This is a genomic window from Planococcus daihaiensis (assembly GCF_049262615.1).
Lineage (GTDB): Bacteria > Bacillota > Bacilli > Bacillales_A > Planococcaceae > Planococcus.
Genome location: NZ_CP175504.1, coordinates 1,419,297 through 1,434,707 on the forward strand (window position 1 = coordinate 1,419,297; position 15,411 = coordinate 1,434,707).

The 15,411-nt window shown below is 43.3% G+C and carries 19 protein-coding genes; 3 read left to right on the forward strand and 16 right to left on the reverse strand.

Annotated features, from left to right (window positions below; all coding sequences use genetic code 11):
- Window positions 1-810: 810 nt before the first annotated feature.
- Both DHX103_RS06705 and DHX103_RS06710 read left to right on the forward strand, forming a co-directional pair.
- Window positions 811-1,938: a YibE/F family protein gene (locus DHX103_RS06705; RefSeq protein ID WP_422124500.1), complete on the forward strand. Its 1,128-nt coding sequence runs from the start codon at window positions 811-813 to the stop codon at window positions 1,936-1,938.
- Window positions 1,935-2,702: a YibE/F family protein gene (locus tag DHX103_RS06710; protein WP_422124501.1), complete on the forward strand. Its 768-nt coding sequence runs from the start codon at window positions 1,935-1,937 to the stop codon at window positions 2,700-2,702. The genes DHX103_RS06705 and DHX103_RS06710 overlap by 4 nt, the downstream gene beginning before the upstream one ends.
- Before the next feature lie 130 nt (window positions 2,703-2,832).
- Here DHX103_RS06710 and DHX103_RS06715 read toward each other — a convergent pair whose 3' ends face one another.
- The 10 genes from DHX103_RS06715 to DHX103_RS06760 all read right to left on the reverse strand — a co-directional run bounded on the left by DHX103_RS06715 (window position 2,833) and on the right by DHX103_RS06760 (window position 9,989).
- Window positions 2,833-3,273, reverse strand: coding sequence for a GNAT family N-acetyltransferase (locus DHX103_RS06715; protein ID WP_422124502.1), 441 nt, complete (start codon window positions 3,271-3,273; stop codon window positions 2,833-2,835).
- Window positions 3,274-3,309: 36 nt separating this feature from the next.
- Window positions 3,310-3,651 carry a type II toxin-antitoxin system PemK/MazF family toxin gene (locus DHX103_RS06720; protein WP_422124503.1) on the reverse strand — a complete coding sequence of 114 codons (342 nt, stop codon included), beginning with the start codon at window positions 3,649-3,651 and terminating at the stop codon, window positions 3,310-3,312.
- A 64-nt stretch (window positions 3,652-3,715) separates the two neighbouring features.
- Complete coding sequence (locus DHX103_RS06725; RefSeq protein WP_422124504.1) at window positions 3,716-3,973, reverse strand: AbrB/MazE/SpoVT family DNA-binding domain-containing protein; 258 nt, start codon at window positions 3,971-3,973, stop codon at window positions 3,716-3,718.
- A 116-nt stretch (window positions 3,974-4,089) separates the two neighbouring features.
- Window positions 4,090-4,557, reverse strand: coding sequence for a DUF4279 domain-containing protein (locus tag DHX103_RS06730; RefSeq protein ID WP_422124505.1), 468 nt, complete (start codon window positions 4,555-4,557; stop codon window positions 4,090-4,092).
- Window positions 4,558-4,575: 18 nt separating this feature from the next.
- Window positions 4,576-6,030: a cardiolipin synthase gene (gene cls / locus DHX103_RS06735; RefSeq protein WP_422124506.1), complete on the reverse strand. Its 1,455-nt coding sequence runs from the start codon at window positions 6,028-6,030 to the stop codon at window positions 4,576-4,578.
- 261 nt (window positions 6,031-6,291) lie between these two features.
- Window positions 6,292-7,116, reverse strand: coding sequence for a hypothetical protein (locus tag DHX103_RS06740; RefSeq protein ID WP_422124507.1), 825 nt, complete (start codon window positions 7,114-7,116; stop codon window positions 6,292-6,294).
- Window positions 7,117-7,166: 50 nt separating this feature from the next.
- Window positions 7,167-7,685: a flavodoxin family protein gene (locus DHX103_RS06745; protein ID WP_422124508.1), complete on the reverse strand. Its 519-nt coding sequence runs from the start codon at window positions 7,683-7,685 to the stop codon at window positions 7,167-7,169.
- A gap of 223 nt (window positions 7,686-7,908) precedes the next feature.
- A complete protein-coding gene (locus DHX103_RS06750; protein WP_422124509.1) occupies window positions 7,909-8,790 on the reverse strand; it encodes an effector binding domain-containing protein in 882 nt (293 codons plus the stop codon).
- A 94-nt stretch (window positions 8,791-8,884) separates the two neighbouring features.
- Window positions 8,885-9,484: a hypothetical protein gene (locus DHX103_RS06755; protein ID WP_422124510.1), complete on the reverse strand. Its 600-nt coding sequence runs from the start codon at window positions 9,482-9,484 to the stop codon at window positions 8,885-8,887.
- Window positions 9,459-9,989, reverse strand: a complete 531-nt coding sequence (locus tag DHX103_RS06760; protein ID WP_422124511.1) for an RNA polymerase sigma factor — start codon at window positions 9,987-9,989, stop codon at window positions 9,459-9,461. Before DHX103_RS06760 ends, DHX103_RS06755 begins: the two co-directional genes overlap by 26 nt.
- A 238-nt stretch (window positions 9,990-10,227) precedes the next feature.
- Here DHX103_RS06760 and DHX103_RS06765 point away from each other — a divergent pair, with 238 nt between their 5' ends.
- Window positions 10,228-10,638 carry a GNAT family N-acetyltransferase gene (locus tag DHX103_RS06765; RefSeq protein ID WP_422124512.1) on the forward strand — a complete coding sequence of 137 codons (411 nt, stop codon included), beginning with the start codon at window positions 10,228-10,230 and terminating at the stop codon, window positions 10,636-10,638.
- A 219-nt stretch (window positions 10,639-10,857) separates the two neighbouring features.
- Here DHX103_RS06765 and DHX103_RS06770 read toward each other — a convergent pair whose 3' ends face one another.
- The 6 genes from DHX103_RS06770 to DHX103_RS06795 form a co-directional block, all read right to left on the reverse strand.
- Window positions 10,858-11,082 carry a hypothetical protein gene (locus DHX103_RS06770; RefSeq protein ID WP_422124513.1) on the reverse strand — a complete coding sequence of 75 codons (225 nt, stop codon included), beginning with the start codon at window positions 11,080-11,082 and terminating at the stop codon, window positions 10,858-10,860.
- 528 nt (window positions 11,083-11,610) lie between these two features.
- Complete coding sequence (lepB, locus tag DHX103_RS06775; RefSeq protein WP_422124514.1) at window positions 11,611-12,510, reverse strand: signal peptidase I; 900 nt, start codon at window positions 12,508-12,510, stop codon at window positions 11,611-11,613.
- A complete protein-coding gene (locus DHX103_RS06780; protein WP_422124515.1) occupies window positions 12,503-13,042 on the reverse strand; it encodes a sigma-70 family RNA polymerase sigma factor in 540 nt (179 codons plus the stop codon). The genes lepB and DHX103_RS06780 overlap by 8 nt, the downstream gene beginning before the upstream one ends.
- A 117-nt stretch (window positions 13,043-13,159) precedes the next feature.
- Entirely contained in the window at window positions 13,160-13,591 is a 432-nt protein-coding gene (locus tag DHX103_RS06785; protein WP_422124516.1) for a hypothetical protein, read from the reverse strand.
- Between the two features lie 163 nt (window positions 13,592-13,754).
- Window positions 13,755-13,982 (reverse strand): hypothetical protein, encoded by a 228-nt coding sequence (locus DHX103_RS06790; protein ID WP_422124517.1) that lies wholly within the window; start codon window positions 13,980-13,982, stop codon window positions 13,755-13,757.
- A 468-nt stretch (window positions 13,983-14,450) separates the two neighbouring features.
- Entirely contained in the window at window positions 14,451-15,215 is a 765-nt protein-coding gene (locus DHX103_RS06795; RefSeq protein WP_422124518.1) for a TerC family protein, read from the reverse strand.
- Window positions 15,216-15,411 lie beyond the last annotated feature (196 nt).

Consider the following 15,411-nt stretch of genomic DNA (forward strand, 5'->3'; position numbering starts at 1 on the left):
CATTATGTGGAGACGCTTTTTTACTTAATGGAGCAGGTCTGATATTCAGGTCATGTGTTACCTTGGTGCTATCTAGCACTAGATATTCTGGAACTTAACTTATTGGAATTATTGTTATATATGGAAATTTACTGTAAGGTAAATAATTAACAGATTACCAAAAATTCGACCCTGTTCCTCTAAGCAAAAATTTTATAGTAGGTTTATTTGTTTTAGAAAGGAGATATTATGAATAAAGTTGTTTTAATAGCAATGTTACTCATCAATATTTTTTTCATAGTAGGATACTTCATTGGATTTGATTTGGTAACGAATAATTTTTGGACTGTGTTTTTCGGTGTGTTCTTTATATTAAGTATTGCAATATCAACGATTCTACTATTTCGTTCGCGAAAAGAAGCGGAAAACTTGACCTACCTTTCTTTGGCGGTATTAACAATCAGTATCGGTTCTTTCGGTTGGTATTTATTTATAAACTATCTATTTCTCATAATGGGATAGTGCATAGGTAAAATAAACACTATGAGAGTGATTCCTATGGGAACACTCTTTTTTTATTAACCCATTTGTATTATGTTCTGGTACACTACTTCGAATATGTGATGATATGCATACTATTTTTTCAAGTTCCGCTTCCCTGGGAGGTGAATTCAACACACTTGAACCATTGTATTATGAAATCTCCTGAAAAATGAGGCATTGGGAGAGCGCAAACAATTTCTGTTACAATCAACGGAGAAAGAGCATCCAGCTTCCTTAAAACCCAATCGTTAAAAGTTTTAAAGGACGGGTGAATTGGAGGATATCGATTTGAAGCGATTATTAAGAAATATGACAACGATTCAGCTCTCCCTTTATGCGGTGCTGTTGCTCAGTTTTATCGGTTCTATGTTTTTCATCAACACCAATTACGGATTCTATGATCAGCCGATTGTGAAAATCACGGAAGCTGAAATCGTGGAGACCCAAGAACTAAGTGATATGTATGGCAACGAAGATGTTTTATATACCCAGCAGCTCAAAGGTGAAATTCGGAACGGCGAGTACAAAGGTGAAGCGATCGAGCTCGAAAATGAGTATTCCTTATCAGGAGCCAATGACCACGAGTACCGCGTCGGCCAAGACTTATTCGTCAATCTTGACGCGGCAGCAGACCCCACCGCTCTCTCCGGTACGATCGATAATGTGAAACGGGATAAATACATCCTCGCGATGACGTGGATTTTTATTTTTGTGTTGCTGATCATCGGAAAAAAACAGGGATTCTACTCGATTGTCAGCTTGGCGCTCAACGCGGTGATCCTGTCGTATGCATTGGATGTTTACACACGGACGGAAAATGCCAGCTTATTGTTGATTGCGGGGATCAGCGTTCTGTTATTCACCGTCACCTCACTGCTTCTGGTGAACGGGTTCAACGAAAAAACGTATGCGGCAATCGTCTCGACAATTCTTGGTGTTTTCGTGGCCCTGCTGTTGGCTTCTTTCGCGATCTGGACATCCGGCGGGAATGGCTTGAACTACGAGGAAATGCAATTTCTCTCAAGGCCCTATGAAGTCGTTTTCATGGCGGGTCTATTCATCGGCTCTCTCGGAGCGGTGATGGACGTCGGTATTACGATGTCGGCATCGATTTTTACACTTCATGAAAAAAACCCGAACATATCCATTCAGGCGATGAAGAAGTCTGGCATCGAGATTGGGAAAGATATCATGGGCACGATGGCAAATATTTTGTTCTTCGTTTATATCAGCGGTTCGATTCCGATGCTGCTGCTGTATTTGTCGAACGGCGCCGACTGGCCATTTACATTTTCAATCAACCTGTCCCTCGAAATCGCCCGTGCGCTCGCAGGTGGACTCGGGATTGTCCTGACCATCCCAATCGGCATTTATACGTCCATTTTCTTCATTAAGAGAAAGAAGGTGGCCCGATGAATGTACTGATCATTTTAGCCCTCATGTTGTGTATGGCCATGGTGATGATCGGCGGAAAAAAAGGTGCGGTTTCATTTCTCAGCCTGTTCATCAATTTTCTGGTGCTGCTGTTTACGGTATTCATGATGGCCAACCCTGATAATAACCCCATCGTTTGGGTCATCATTGCTTGTGTCATCATAAGCTGCGTCAATTTGTTTTTCATCAATGGCATCAACAGCACCACGATTGCGGCGTTCTTTTCAACGGTCATCACGATGATCGTGCTGTTGTTCTTCATTTTCATCATGACCGATTTAACGATGATCAATGGCTTCGGCGAGGAGGAAGTGGATGAACTCAGCCTATTCTCGCTTTATATCGGCATCAGCTTTGTCGAGCTTGCCGCTGTGGTCATCATCATCAGCACGATTGGTGCAATCACGGATATCGCCATTTCGATTACGTCACCGATGCGCGAAGTCCATCTCCATAACCCCGGCATCAGCCGCCGTGAACTGGTGCGAGCAGGATTCTCCATCGGCCGGGATCTTCTCGGCACGAGCACCAACACGTTGTTTTTCGCTTTTTTCGGCAGCTATCTGGGCTTGTTAATCTGGTTCAAGGATCTGTCCTATTCGCTCGGTGACATCGTCAATTCCAAAGTCTTTACCGCCGAAATGATTACGATACTTTGCGCCGGCATCGGCATCGCGCTCGTCATCCCGATCGCCTCGTGGATCACTGCCTATCTGCTGATTCGAAAAAGCACTATTGTGAAATAAATGAAGGTGAGTTTCAAACGAATTGTTGTGATGATTAATGACATGTTTAAAGAAACCCGGCAGCCATTTGCAGGCTGCCGGGTTTTTTGAATTGGATACTCTATTTACTGGGATTTCCGACAGTCCGCTCTTACCCCCAATACTTTGAGTAATGGAGCATTTCATCCTGCTGCATGCCCATCTGTTCGTACAATTTTTGAGCCTGATGATTGTCTTTAGCCGTCTCAAGTGTAATGAAACGAGCATTTCTGTCAATACTATAAGCGTAGCATTTATCCAGTAAGCTTCTTCCGACGCCTTGCTTGCGGAATCTTTCATCGACATACAGATCATTTAAAACATAAGCTCTTTGTAAAGCGATTGATGAAAATGTCGGATACAGCTGCACAAATCCGGCTGGGTCCCCGTTGATCTTCGCCATAAAAATAACGGATTCATTCTTTGAAATTCTCTCTTCCAAAAACCGTTGTGCCGCTTCCGTATTTCCTGGCTGATTGTAAAACTGCCTGTATGCGTCGAATAACGGTACTACCGAAGGGATGGTAGTGCCTGTAATTTGTTCTATGTTCATGTTGGTGCCCTCATTTCTTATTTAAAACTCACTTTTCTATCTTGGTATGTATAATATGCTGTCAATAATCTTCTTGCATTTCAATACACTCTCTTCAGTGGCCTCATCAACTTTTCTGCAATTCCTCACATCTGGATCAAAAGACTTTAAATGCTCACAGAGCACAGTTCCAGTAACTTTTCCTTCCTTCGATTCTATGGAAAAATGAGTTGGAAATTTATCTGTAGCACTCGTGATAGGAACTGCCCAAACCATTCCGGTTCTGTCTACAAGTTCAGCAACAGAAACTACCATAGCTGGTCTTCTGCCGTCCTGTTCATGTCCCTTAGTTGGTGAAAAGTCCATTATGACAATGTCTCCAGTTTTGTATTTTGCCATCAAAATTCCCCCATGCGAATAATATGCGCCTACTCAAAAGAGAAGGCGCTTAAAATATTTCCTATTACCAGATTTCCTTGCCCACTGGCTCATCGTCCCAATCGTACTGGATTCTTGGCTGACTCTCGTCGTATCCTTCAAACAGCTGTTCAAAAGGCGTTAATTTCACTACCGGTTTTAGCGTTATTTCACTCCCATTTACTTGCACATCAAAAGATATATTTTTAAAGTCTGCTACACCGATTTGTTCAAGTAAATCTTTTGGTAACCGGATTCCTTGGCTGTTTCCCCATTTTTGAAGCTTAACCTCTGGAATTGCCATACATATCACCCTTAGTGTTTATTTTCGATACTTTTATAAATTAAGTATAAACAAGTATATACATAATATCAAAGATATCAAATCCTATTTCGGTTTTTATTTCAAAACTCATTCCCTCACAGCAATTCCTCGGTTTCATTCACCAGCTGATGAATTTGCATATCCACTGAGACCGTTGTTCCTGTTAGGTAGCAAAATTCAATGACATCTTCATTAAGAATAATATATGGCTGTTCTTCACCATGAATACTGGGAACAATGTTAAGGACAAACCTCACGTCGTACTGTTCTTTTATCCCTTTCAGTTGGGGGATTTTATTCTTCAAGTTCTTTATGGTATCCCTGCACTGCGCTTCCACATCCAATCGACCGATCTCAGATTTTTCAGCGCTCCATGTGGAGAAACGATACTCAGATCCATCGACTCGCTTATCTCCATAAGCCCAGCTGCTGAAAGGCTGAATTTCCAGAACGCGTGTAATGTCTTCCGGATTAAAAATTCCTCTTTCATATGCAATGAACCCTTTGTCAATCGTACCGTTACTTTTAATGGCAAAATAAGTGTAGCTACTCGTTTTTTCCATTGGACACTCCTTATTCAGTCATAAAATCGGACTCAACAACCGCGCAAAGCCTTCGCGTAATTTGACGGTCCAATTGCGTTCTGCGTACAGTTCCTTCGTTAGCTTCCGGCACTGGGCTGCATCCGATTCGAACAGCGACTCCAGCTCAAGTGCGACCCGCCGATTAAACACCAATGCGTTAATTTCGAAGTTCAGCCGGAAACTTCGGGCATCCAAATTGGTCGTGCCCACGGTTGAAATTTCGCCGTCAACGGTCAATGTTTTGGAATGAAGAAAGCCGCGGTCGAACAAATAGACATCTGCCCCGTAATCGAGCAGCTCTCCGAGAAATGACCAGGATCCCCACATGACAAATGGATGATCCGGCTTCCCGGGAATCATGATATGCATTTTCACACCGCTCAGCAATGCCATTTTGCAGGCGTCCATGAAACTCTTATCCGGTATGAAATAGGGGGTCTGGATGAAAACTTCCCGTTCGGCCGAGGAAATCATTTTGATCATCATGTTTTTTAAATGCTCCGTATGGGAGTTCGGTCCGCTCGTGACAATCTGCACCGGGGACAAGTTCTTGATCTCGTGCTGGGGAAAGCAAAAAATATCTTCTCGCTTCTTGTACTGATTGGCGTAATTCCAGTCCAGAATAAAGCGGTCCTGGATGTGTTGGATGGCATCCCCTTCCACCCGTAAATGGACATCGCGCCAATAACCGAATTTCTTTACTTCACCCAAATATTCCGTCCCCACATTAAAGCCGCCGATATAACCGATTTCCCCGTCGATAATGCAAACTTTGCGATGATTGCGGTTATTGACCCGCAGATTTATGAACCCCAAAGCCGACGGGAAAAAGATCTGGACTTCACCATTGTGCTGGATCAATTCCTTGAAATCTGACTCCTTCAATCCCCTGGAACCGAAGCCGTCGTATAGAAGGCGGACTTTCACTCCCGCTTTTGCCCGCTCCAGCAATGCGTCCAATAAACGCTTGCCGAGTGCATCCCGTTTGATGATGTAGTACTGAATATTGACCTCTTCCCGTGCCTTGCCGATATCCTCAATCATGGCATCGAACTTCTGGACACCTTCAGAAAGCACATGCATTTCATTGTAGAAACTGACCAGCGAACGGGAAGACTGCAAATTCATGACCAGCAGCTGTTCATGTTTTTTCAGCAGTTCATCATCGTATTCTGCTGCACCGCTTTGAATGCGTTCGATTTGAGAATTGACCTGTCGGGTGTGGTATGACTGTTCTTCTTCGCTTAAATTATAAAAGTTCCTGTCTTTTAAAAGCCTGCCGAAAAACAGGTAGACGATAAAGCCGATGACCGGTAAAAAGAACAGAATCAGCAGCCATGCCCAAGTAGCCCCCGGATCCCTGCGCTCAATAAAAATGACCACAATAGCCAATACGATATTCAACAGGATTATACCGTCCAACATCCAGCTCCAAAAAACCAACCAATCCATTCCGCCACCCCTTTCACCAGGTTCAAATTCAATTCTCTAAATATCCAAATTGTCCTCTTTAGAAAGATAAAATAGCCCTCAAGACGGAAGATTTTTCTGTCTTGATGACTTATATAAGTTATTAAATTCTCTGAAGATGCCATTACATATCATCAAAAACACCTAAATAAACCCGTACATTTAGTTTATTTCCCTTCACAAATCAACCTGATTTCCGATGTTTGGTCAGGAAGAAAAGATTCTCTTTCAACGGGTATTATATTAAACATTCGACTTGGCATGCTTTCCCCCTATATTTTTCATCAACAAAATCAGTGAAACTAAACAGCCTAATGTAAGGGCAATCCACAACGGAATAAACGGGTCTATTACTCCCGTACTCTGATAACTTATTAGCGTCATAATGGTTAATGCCAAACCATAAGCAGTGGCTTTTATCAATACCACTGAACTCAATATCGGACCCCAGGATTTTTTCTGCCACAATAATACACCACTAAAGGCTAGCGAAGGTATTAATAAGATTAAATCGACAGCAAACACAATTGCTGTGGGATGATCAGTTTGCGAGATACTTACATGCACCTGGCCAGTGAAGATAAAGCTTAACGACAGTACAATCCACATGCCGCCCAGCAGTGTGGCAAAAACCAGCATAAAGGCACTGATGAATTTATAAGGCGCTTTCTCACTGAAGCTTCGACTGAATTCCTTCGCATCTGTTTGGACTAACGCAAAAACCAGGGTGAATGTCGAAAACACAACCAAGGCTGTATATAGTAAGAAAAACATATTAAAGGCAGCGCCAAAAAGATAGAACGTATAATTGTAGACCATATACCACAATGAACCCATCCAAAACAGGCGGCCTTTTTTCGAACCTTGCAGCGAATAGAACAGTGAAACCAACAACATGGGGACCACGATAAACAGTGTCACAATATCATTGCCTCGCCAAGCAGCAACAACAAGTGCATTGTCCCGGTAAAGTCCTTCAATAAACAAGCCGCCCGAAGAGGCAATACTGGCCATAAACGCGATTAAAACCGAAAGCATTGAAAAGGTTTTGCTGTTCACTGTGAACATCCAGATTACCTCCTCATTCCTGGATAGGCTGACATGAATGACTTGCAGAATTATGAAACTTTAATGAAACTTCCTTTTTTAAGCCAGTTATAGATGGGTTCCTGCACCTCCTCAAGAGCAATCGGCAGATTTACCTTTGGATCCCATTTTGTCGTTATTGAAATACTGTCTACTACCTTTCCGCCCTTCTTTTCTATTCTTTTTGTAATGGAATCTATCACCTGCTGGGGAACCTTTTCATCACCCTTTGTCAGGAAAAGCCAAACTTTCTTATCTTTAAAAGAAGCCTTTTTAAGATATTGATTAATGGCCGGTGGCGTCTTTCCTGCCCACACTTGGCCCCCAAGAAATATATTTTCGTATTCTTCCAATGCAAAGTCCATCGGCTTAAGACTGCTTTTAAAACCCAAAAACGCTCCCATTGCTGCACCGGCGATCTTACCGGGTGTTCGCTTCTTTTTCTCTTCAATTCTTTGAATATCAAATCCTGTAAGCCGTTGAATTTCTTTCGCAACCACTTCTGTACTGCCGATCCATGAATAATATACGATCAGGCTGCTATTCTTCATCTTTATCATTCCTTTCCTGTTAATCAATATACGAATTCTTCAATGCCTTCTTCATTCTCTGAATACCGAAAAAATCCTTTTATATTTCAAACTTTTTTTAAAATGTCGTTAAAGAGAAAAACGTTCGCAAAAGTGTGAAAACACTTTGCGAACGTTTTTTGTTAATACATATTTATGAATGTCCTGCTTCGCTCAAAATATTAAATCGCACTCCCCTTTCGCGCTACACAATTCTTTTGCCCTGCTCTTTCCCCTTCAGCGAAATCCATATCTCAGAGACATAATCATCGCTGTAGGCATCTCCCGCTGGATAAACCTCCATCTCCGCAGTTCCGGCGTTCTCGTATTGATTGGACGGGAACCATTCCGAAAAGATCTGCTTCCACACTTTCGGCATGGCATCCGGCATCGCGCCGCGCACTTCGAAGACTCCCCATTTGGCTGCGGGCACTTCCATCTGCAGGAATCCTTCCGGCGCCTGCTGCGAGGTTTCGGCCGCAATCCAATAATCCATCGTGGCGCCGTTCTGGTAATTGGCGCAGATGCCGAGCAACCCTTTGATTTCACCGTCGTTCAGTTGGGCAATGGCGTCGCTCGTGCCGTCCGCATTCACTTCCATCCACATCTGCGGGATGCCGCTCATGTTCTCTCCGTCACTCATTGAAAATTCACGTTTTACTCCAATGGCCTGAAAACTTTTCTTCTCGACAATTCGGTACTTCATCGGAAGGGCTCCTTTCAAATTCACCTGGATCGCCAGGCGGTTAAAAGATTGCAGCTCGCCAAAATGTTTTCTGGCTTCGCTCGGTGTGACACCGTGCTGCCGCCGGAATGCTTTGGAAAAAGCCTCGGGAGTGTCGTAGCCATATTTGTAGGCGATGTCGATAACTTTCTGGTCCGTGGCCGACAGCTCCTGCGCCGCCAACGTCAGCCTCCTTCTGCGCAAATACTCAGCCACCGAACAATCCGTCAAGATCGCAAACGTCCGCTGAAAATGAAACACAGAGGAGTTCGCCTGCTTCGCGATCTGCTCAATCGATACGGGTTCTTCAATATGCTCTTCCATATAATCAATGGCACGCTGCAGCGATTCCACCCATCCCATAGCTCTCACTCCTTACACTGATTTTACCAAGCGGTTCGGTTGTTATCCTGTCCGTTTGTGCTGAGTGTGGACAGGGGGAGATTGCTTCAACTCTTTACTGCCCATACATCCCTTTCAACATCATCAACATATTGGCTGCGTCTTCCGAATTGGTCGAATAAATCTGTTTTGAATCCATGTCCATCAGAAACAATGCATCGGGGCTATCCCATACCTTAAACCGGTGATTTTTTTGCTCAGCTGTGTAAACGGAAAGGTCGAACGCAGGCGGAATTTCCGGAGCGGCAGCGACTTCTTCCAGGCTGGCCAAAGTTTTCTCTACAGATTGATTCCATCTGGCATCTTCCACCGATCTTACATTCATTTTCAAAGGCAAAGTCGCCTTGAAAGATTGAGGATTTCCATTCTCAGCCAAAATACTTCTTTCAATTTCCAAATCGGAAAAGGCTGACGTTACAGGAGTTTTTACAGAAGGCTCACTCATGACGGAAAAAACGAGAAACACCGCAATTGCCACTGCCGCAAAGCTGATAAATGCAGGAACGAAATGCCGTCTTTTATTTTTCGGAGTTATAGTTTCTGTCTCATCATTTAGTAGAATGTTATCTAGGGTACGTTGTCTGACAGCAGGCGAACGTCCAGCTTTTTTCAGTTCGCTGAAAAGCTCATCATATTCTTTTCGACTGTTCATCATGCATCCCCTCCTGTTTCAGCATCTCTGCTCTTAATTTCTTAAACGCCCGAGCCGTTTTAGTTTGCACCTTATTTTCAGTCCATCCCAATATCTCCGCCGTTTCCTTGATGGAGAAGTCATTGATCTTCCTCAGAATGAGAACTTCCTGGTAATCCCTCTTCAATCTGCCCATGGAAATGTACAGGTATTCCGCACTTTCTTTCGTGAGGAATGATTCTTCCGGCGACCTCTCTTCTGATGAGTGGCTTTGACTTTCAATATGCAGAAATGAAACGATCCTCTTCCGGCGCAAATAGTCATATGTAAGGTTTCGCGCAATCTTTAAAATCCAGGTGACAATTGTAGAGTCTTGATTGAATTGATCCAGGTTCCGATAAACTTTTAAAAATACATCCTGGGTCAAATCTTCCGACAGCTCTTTGTCACGTAATAAATAGAATATATAGCGATAAACTTGTTCCGAATAAGCTTCGTAAACTTCCTGAAATTCCATTTTCCGCTGCATATCTTCCCCTCCTTTTATCAATAGACGATTAACGACTGCAAATCAGTCAGTTTTTTAAAAAGGCATGTCTTATTTATTTCATAATAAACTATGGTTCCTCTGATAAGTTGTAACAATTGGAATATTTGGATATAGTTATACAAAAGATAGATTCAGGATTTCGTTAAGGAAGGAGGCATAAGACAGTGGAAAAGTTGCGCATGCACTCTTCAAACTAAAAATTTGAGGAGGAAAATAAATGACTTATACATTCAAAGAAAATAAGCAAATTAATATAGAGGCATTGAAATCGCTCTATGAAGACGTGGAATGGTACGCCTACACAAAGGATCTCGATGGATTGGCGGATGCGTTGGCCCATTCGTTATATGTGCTGTCGGTATGGGATAACGAGGAATTAGTGGGGCTTGTTCGAGTTGTCGGCGATGGCCTCACGATTATCTACATTCAGGACATACTCGTTTTGAACAGCCGGCAGAATCAGGGACTCGCAAGTGAAATGATGCGCCGCGTGCTGGAGAAATACCGCGATGTGCGCCAGAAAGTCCTGCTGACGGAAGAAGCGGCAGATGTCCGCCATTTCTATGAAAAGAATGGTTTTCAGTCCTGTGACAAAGGCACTCTCGTTGCGTTTGCTAAACTGGGTTGAATAAAATCTTCATAAACAAAAATTCCCGAGCGGATGGTTGTCATCTGCTCGGGAATTTTCTTTTTGGATTGGTTTTTTCGCTTTTCGCTTGCGAAAAGCATCCATTTTGACTTTGATTTTTGGTTTTTTCGCTGGGAGTTAGGCTGTTTTGTGAGAAATGCTCCCTTTTAGTCCTTTTTGTCACGGTGATATCGGGTGAAATCCGTATATCAAAAACAGTTACTCCTCGGTTTTCATACTTCCGACTCTACTCGCTTTTAAGGCATCAGCCAGATACACCGTGCAGCCGACGATCAACCCGCTCAGTACAATAAGGCCGAGATAGATCGGTTTCAGATGGCTTTCGGCTACGCCTCCCCACGGAAAGATAACATCCTGTATCGCCACGCCAATTATAAATACAACTATGTAAAACAGCACAATCGTGATTATGGACGCTTTCATGGTTCTACCTCCTTACCTGGAATTTACTTTGAAGATAAATAAATGCCATTTATTTCCCATTACGTTACTTCCTTATCTTAACAAACCAAACACACCCTTAATAGTCCATTTTTTGAATCTGAATTCCTTCAAAACCATTGTTAAAAGCGACATCCCTCATTTTGGATGGCGCTTTTTTGATTCTTGCGATTGGATTCGCTGGTTTTTCTGACCTTGCATTATTTATGCCCAACTTTCTACTTTTTATGCCCAACTCGCTAACTTGCAGATTATATTTCTATTTTTTTCTAATTTAAGCATGTAATACTCTACACTTTTTGTCTGCTCACAATTTACTCCCAACTTTAGGTGATTTACTCCCAACTTTGAATGGTTTATTTCCAACTTTCCCGACTTTACTCCCAACTCGCCAATCTACATGTTCTAGATCTTTCATTAAAAAATAATCCCGAAGAGCATGCGTCTCACCGGGATTTCTGTAGATGTGCAGAAAAGTGCCGCCATTTGGCAGCACTTTTTTACATGTATTTATTGTTTTGCATATCCCAAAACCTTGCCTTCAACTGCTTCTAAAGGTATTTCTCCGAATTCTCTACTGTCGATACCTCTCCGCCACTGATCAATTAAAACAAAAACAGCTTCGTTTGATACTTTTACAGGTGCCATCGAAGTATTGAAATACTCTTCTTTGGCATCCAGATTCACCCAGGTTATAAGTTCTTTTTGAGAAAGTTCTTCGTCTGTGGTCCAAGTGCCTTCTTCAATATTTTGCTCTGCCATTTCAAAAAATTCATCTTTGCCAAGTCCTAAATGTGTTGCAACGCCGTAAAATGTATCAAGTTTTTTATTGTCCACATAAACCTGACCCTCGCGTATTTCCACAGTTTCTCCAGGTAACCCTACCACTCTGGCAATATAGTCCTCAGGTAAATTCGGGTTTTTATTAACAGCAGCTTCAGGCGTTTTGAAATAAACTACATCCCCTCGATTAACTTCTGGGTATCCGTTTTCAACAACTAAACTACTGTGAGTGATGGTATCGTAATCGTGGTTCCCGCGATCCATTGTATCCGATCCCCACTCGATTAATTCCGTATTTTCTGTGGCTTCAACTATTTCGATATCCGGTTTAGTCAGATTATCAGTCACAACTTCAATCTCCGCATCCGTATCCGTCAGCGCAGGCAATTCTTCGGATGTCCCTGACGGACCCGCCTGATCCGAATCTTCCCCGTTCAAATTCACCACCAGAAAAAGCGTCGCAACGGTCAGAAGCAGCATCATGACAGCAGCAGTTTGAAAAGTCCCAAAGCGATTCGGCGACCGCCGCTCCCTTTTCATGTCGCTTAGAATTTTCCGTTTCAGCGGCTCTTTGAAGCGCGGCTCATCGCCGACAAACTCTTCCAGGTCGCGTTTGAATTTATTCATCCTGCATCCCCTCCCATTCTCTCAAATCCACCTTCTGCCGCAATAAATCCTTTGCCCGCCGGAGCCGCGTTTTGACGGTGTTTTCCGAGCATTCCAGCAGTTCGCTGATTTCCTTCGAAGTGAATTCCTGGTAATAAAACAGCAGGATCACTTCCCTGTATTTGACCGGAAGCTCCAGGATTTTACTGGTGAGATTGCTTTGGTCTGTTTGCTGGAAATATGTATCTTCAGGTGACTTTGCATTGGAAATCAAACCGCCGAGGGAGTTCGAGAACAGCGAGCGCTTATTCTTCCAGCTTCTCAAATAATCGTGGCATTTATTGACGGTAATTTTGGATAAATAGGTTTTCAGGGAGGACCGGTTGTCGAACTGATCGCCTTTGCGGTAATAGCTGATGAAAACTTCCTGCATGATGTCTTCGGCCGCGGCCCAGTCCTTCACATAGAAGTAAGCGAGCCGAATCAGGTATTCCCCGTGGCTGTCCATAATATTTTTCATTTCCTCATCGGTCAGTTTTGTGTAATCAAGCACCGGCATACGCTCCCATCCCTTCCTGAACACCCAATAGACGCAAGTTTTGGGATAATAGTTTCGTTTTTTAAAAGTATGCGAAATATAAAAAATGAGCCGGAAGAAATATCTTCAAGCTCATTTATGTTGCGGTCTTTGGAGCAATAAAACAGTGGCGACCCACATCACAAAAGAGACCGATGAGATTATTACGGCGGTCACCAATAAATTATCCACAAAATATTCAAATCCATACCATTGAGGCAGCAGGAGGCCAACAAATGGGGTTGCCCAGTAAGCATTGATCTCCGTCATATTCACACAAACTGTTACTATGCCAAAAAATAAAGTGAGCAGCCAAAAAGCTGAGTAATATTTCATCATTGTACGGTTCTTATTCTTTGAAGCATTTGATAAAAGATAAATCCAAATGGTGAGATACCCTAACGTAACGATGACGTTTTTGAGAGTTGCCGGATTGCCCATCAGGAATTCCGGAAAGTTTAAAATAAGCCCTACAATTATAATGATGACAGGTAAAACAATTAAGATAGCGCCTTTTCTCTCCATGTCCTTCCCCCTTGATCAGTTTCGTTTTATTTTATGACTTCGATTTTCTCGGCAGTTTCTTCGTCTGAACCGTTCCTTTTAATCCAGACGTTCACATGGTCTCCTTCTATTAAATCATTGACCGCGGTTTTTGTTCCTTCCACCTTCGTGTTCTCGTCGAGAACTATTTCATAAGCGGATACGAAGCTTCCGGATCTGTAGCGGGCGGACCGATAATCATATTTTCATTTTCAAGTTCAAGGATCCGCATATTTTTATAATCCGCTTTATTGATGGCCTTCTCAGTTTTTTCATCCGAGGTGATGATTTTCTTTGTTGGTTCTTCGCTTGCTTCTGTGCAACCAGTAAGCGTGAAGCCGGAAAACAGGAGCAATAACAAGAGCTTCTTCAAGAGGCATGCCTTCTTTCGGTCATTTGGAAAATTTTGATAACTTGATTTTATCATAAGAAGCGGCAGTCGAAAATAAGCTGTTTTCGGAGAATATGTTGGGACGGGGGTGATCAAATAAAGATCAAAAGGCTTCGCAACTGCGAAGCCTTCCTTATAATGGATTGGAGTTTTTCGCGCAGCGAAAAACATCCGTTCAGATCTTTTGAATTTTTGTGGGATGGTGAGACGGCTAACCCTCTTCAACTAGCATCTTTTTAGAGCAAAAAAATAATAAAAAAGATGGAAATCCACCTTCCCGCGCATACTCCCCCGCCTCACCGCGCACAAACTCCCCACTAAAGAAATCCCACCCTTCCTCGACCACGAAACCACTTATTTTCCCACTTCACCCCGCTGTTTCCAGATTTTATTCCATAAAAAGACGGCACAGGAGAAAGAGTCTCCTGTGCCGTCTGAAATTGGTTTATATTAAGCTGTTTTCTCTGACTCTTTCTTCTTCTTCACACTGATCAACGCGCCAACTGCGACGATTCCGAGCAAGACGCCCCAGAAGATGAGCTTCCATTCCGCTGAATGGACAAAATCGTAAGGCAGGATGCCGAGACTCTTATGCCCCAGCGTCAGAACGGTCAACTTGACGCCGACCCAGCCGACAATGACGAATGCGGTCGTTTCCAATTGTGGATAGTCAGAAAGCAGTTTGACGAATTTATGTGCCGCAAAACGCATGATGATGAGACCGAAGATTCCGCCGGCAAGCATGACGCCGAACTGGCCGCCGTTGATGCCGCCGATTTCCGCTGAACCAAGATGAGGCAATGTGATGGCCAGCGCGACTGCCGCAAGCATGGAGTCGATTGCGAAGGCGATATCCGCCAATTCGACTTTCAATACCGTCATCCAGAAGCCGGAGCCTTTTGTCGCTTCAGGCTCCAGCGAATGTTCCTTGCCTTTTCGCTGATCGTAAATGTGCTTGAATGCGATAAATAACAGGTAAGCCGCTCCCAATGCCTGAATCTGCCAAACATCGACCAGCAACGTGATCAGGAACAATGCGGCAAAGCGGAACACGAACGCTCCCAGCAAACCGTAGAACAATGCTTTCTTTTGCTGCGCTTTCGGCAAGTGCTTCACCATGACCGCTATGACCACCGCGTTATCCGCAGCGAGCAATCCTTCCAATGCGATAAGAACCAGCAGCACCCATACATATTCCAATAATATTGCTTCCATCTTACAAACCCCCAGCTAATTTTTGCAACAAAAAAGACCCATGCCTTTTTTAAAGGCAAAGGTCTTGCTAAGCAAAATTAACTGCTATCACAACCGGTGGCTGTTAACCACGTAATGACGATTGTGAAATAGGTTTCCCTATAGCTACTCCCCTTTGACGAACGTCAAAAGTCTATTGAGTTGTATCGTCAGTATA

Excerpts from the sequence above, each read along its gene's own strand:
- DHX103_RS06710 (WP_422124501.1), top strand. The coding sequence starts at position 1,935 with ATGAATGTACTGATCATTTTAGCCCTCATGTTGTGTATGGCCATGGTG.
- DHX103_RS06715 (WP_422124502.1), bottom strand. The coding sequence starts at position 3,273 with ATGAACATAGAACAAATTACAGGCACTACCATCCCTTCGGTAGTACCG.
- DHX103_RS06720 (WP_422124503.1), bottom strand. The coding sequence starts at position 3,651 with ATGGCAAAATACAAAACTGGAGACATTGTCATAATGGACTTTTCACCA.
- DHX103_RS06725 (WP_422124504.1), bottom strand. The coding sequence starts at position 3,973 with ATGGCAATTCCAGAGGTTAAGCTTCAAAAATGGGGAAACAGCCAAGGA.
- DHX103_RS06730 (WP_422124505.1), bottom strand. The coding sequence starts at position 4,557 with ATGGAAAAAACGAGTAGCTACACTTATTTTGCCATTAAAAGTAACGGT.
- cls (WP_422124506.1), bottom strand. The coding sequence starts at position 6,030 with ATGGATTGGTTGGTTTTTTGGAGCTGGATGTTGGACGGTATAATCCTG.
- DHX103_RS06740 (WP_422124507.1), bottom strand. The coding sequence starts at position 7,116 with ATGTTCACAGTGAACAGCAAAACCTTTTCAATGCTTTCGGTTTTAATC.
- DHX103_RS06745 (WP_422124508.1), bottom strand. The coding sequence starts at position 7,685 with ATGAAGAATAGCAGCCTGATCGTATATTATTCATGGATCGGCAGTACA.
- DHX103_RS06750 (WP_422124509.1), bottom strand. The coding sequence starts at position 8,790 with ATGGGATGGGTGGAATCGCTGCAGCGTGCCATTGATTATATGGAAGAG.
- DHX103_RS06755 (WP_422124510.1), bottom strand. The coding sequence starts at position 9,484 with ATGATGAACAGTCGAAAAGAATATGATGAGCTTTTCAGCGAACTGAAA.
- DHX103_RS06760 (WP_422124511.1), bottom strand. The coding sequence starts at position 9,989 with ATGCAGCGGAAAATGGAATTTCAGGAAGTTTACGAAGCTTATTCGGAA.
- DHX103_RS06765 (WP_422124512.1), top strand. The coding sequence starts at position 10,228 with ATGACTTATACATTCAAAGAAAATAAGCAAATTAATATAGAGGCATTG.
- DHX103_RS06770 (WP_422124513.1), bottom strand. The coding sequence starts at position 11,082 with ATGAAAGCGTCCATAATCACGATTGTGCTGTTTTACATAGTTGTATTT.
- lepB (WP_422124514.1), bottom strand. The coding sequence starts at position 12,510 with ATGAATAAATTCAAACGCGACCTGGAAGAGTTTGTCGGCGATGAGCCG.
- DHX103_RS06785 (WP_422124516.1), bottom strand. The coding sequence starts at position 13,591 with ATGGAGAGAAAAGGCGCTATCTTAATTGTTTTACCTGTCATCATTATA.
- DHX103_RS06795 (WP_422124518.1), bottom strand. The coding sequence starts at position 15,215 with ATGGAAGCAATATTATTGGAATATGTATGGGTGCTGCTGGTTCTTATC.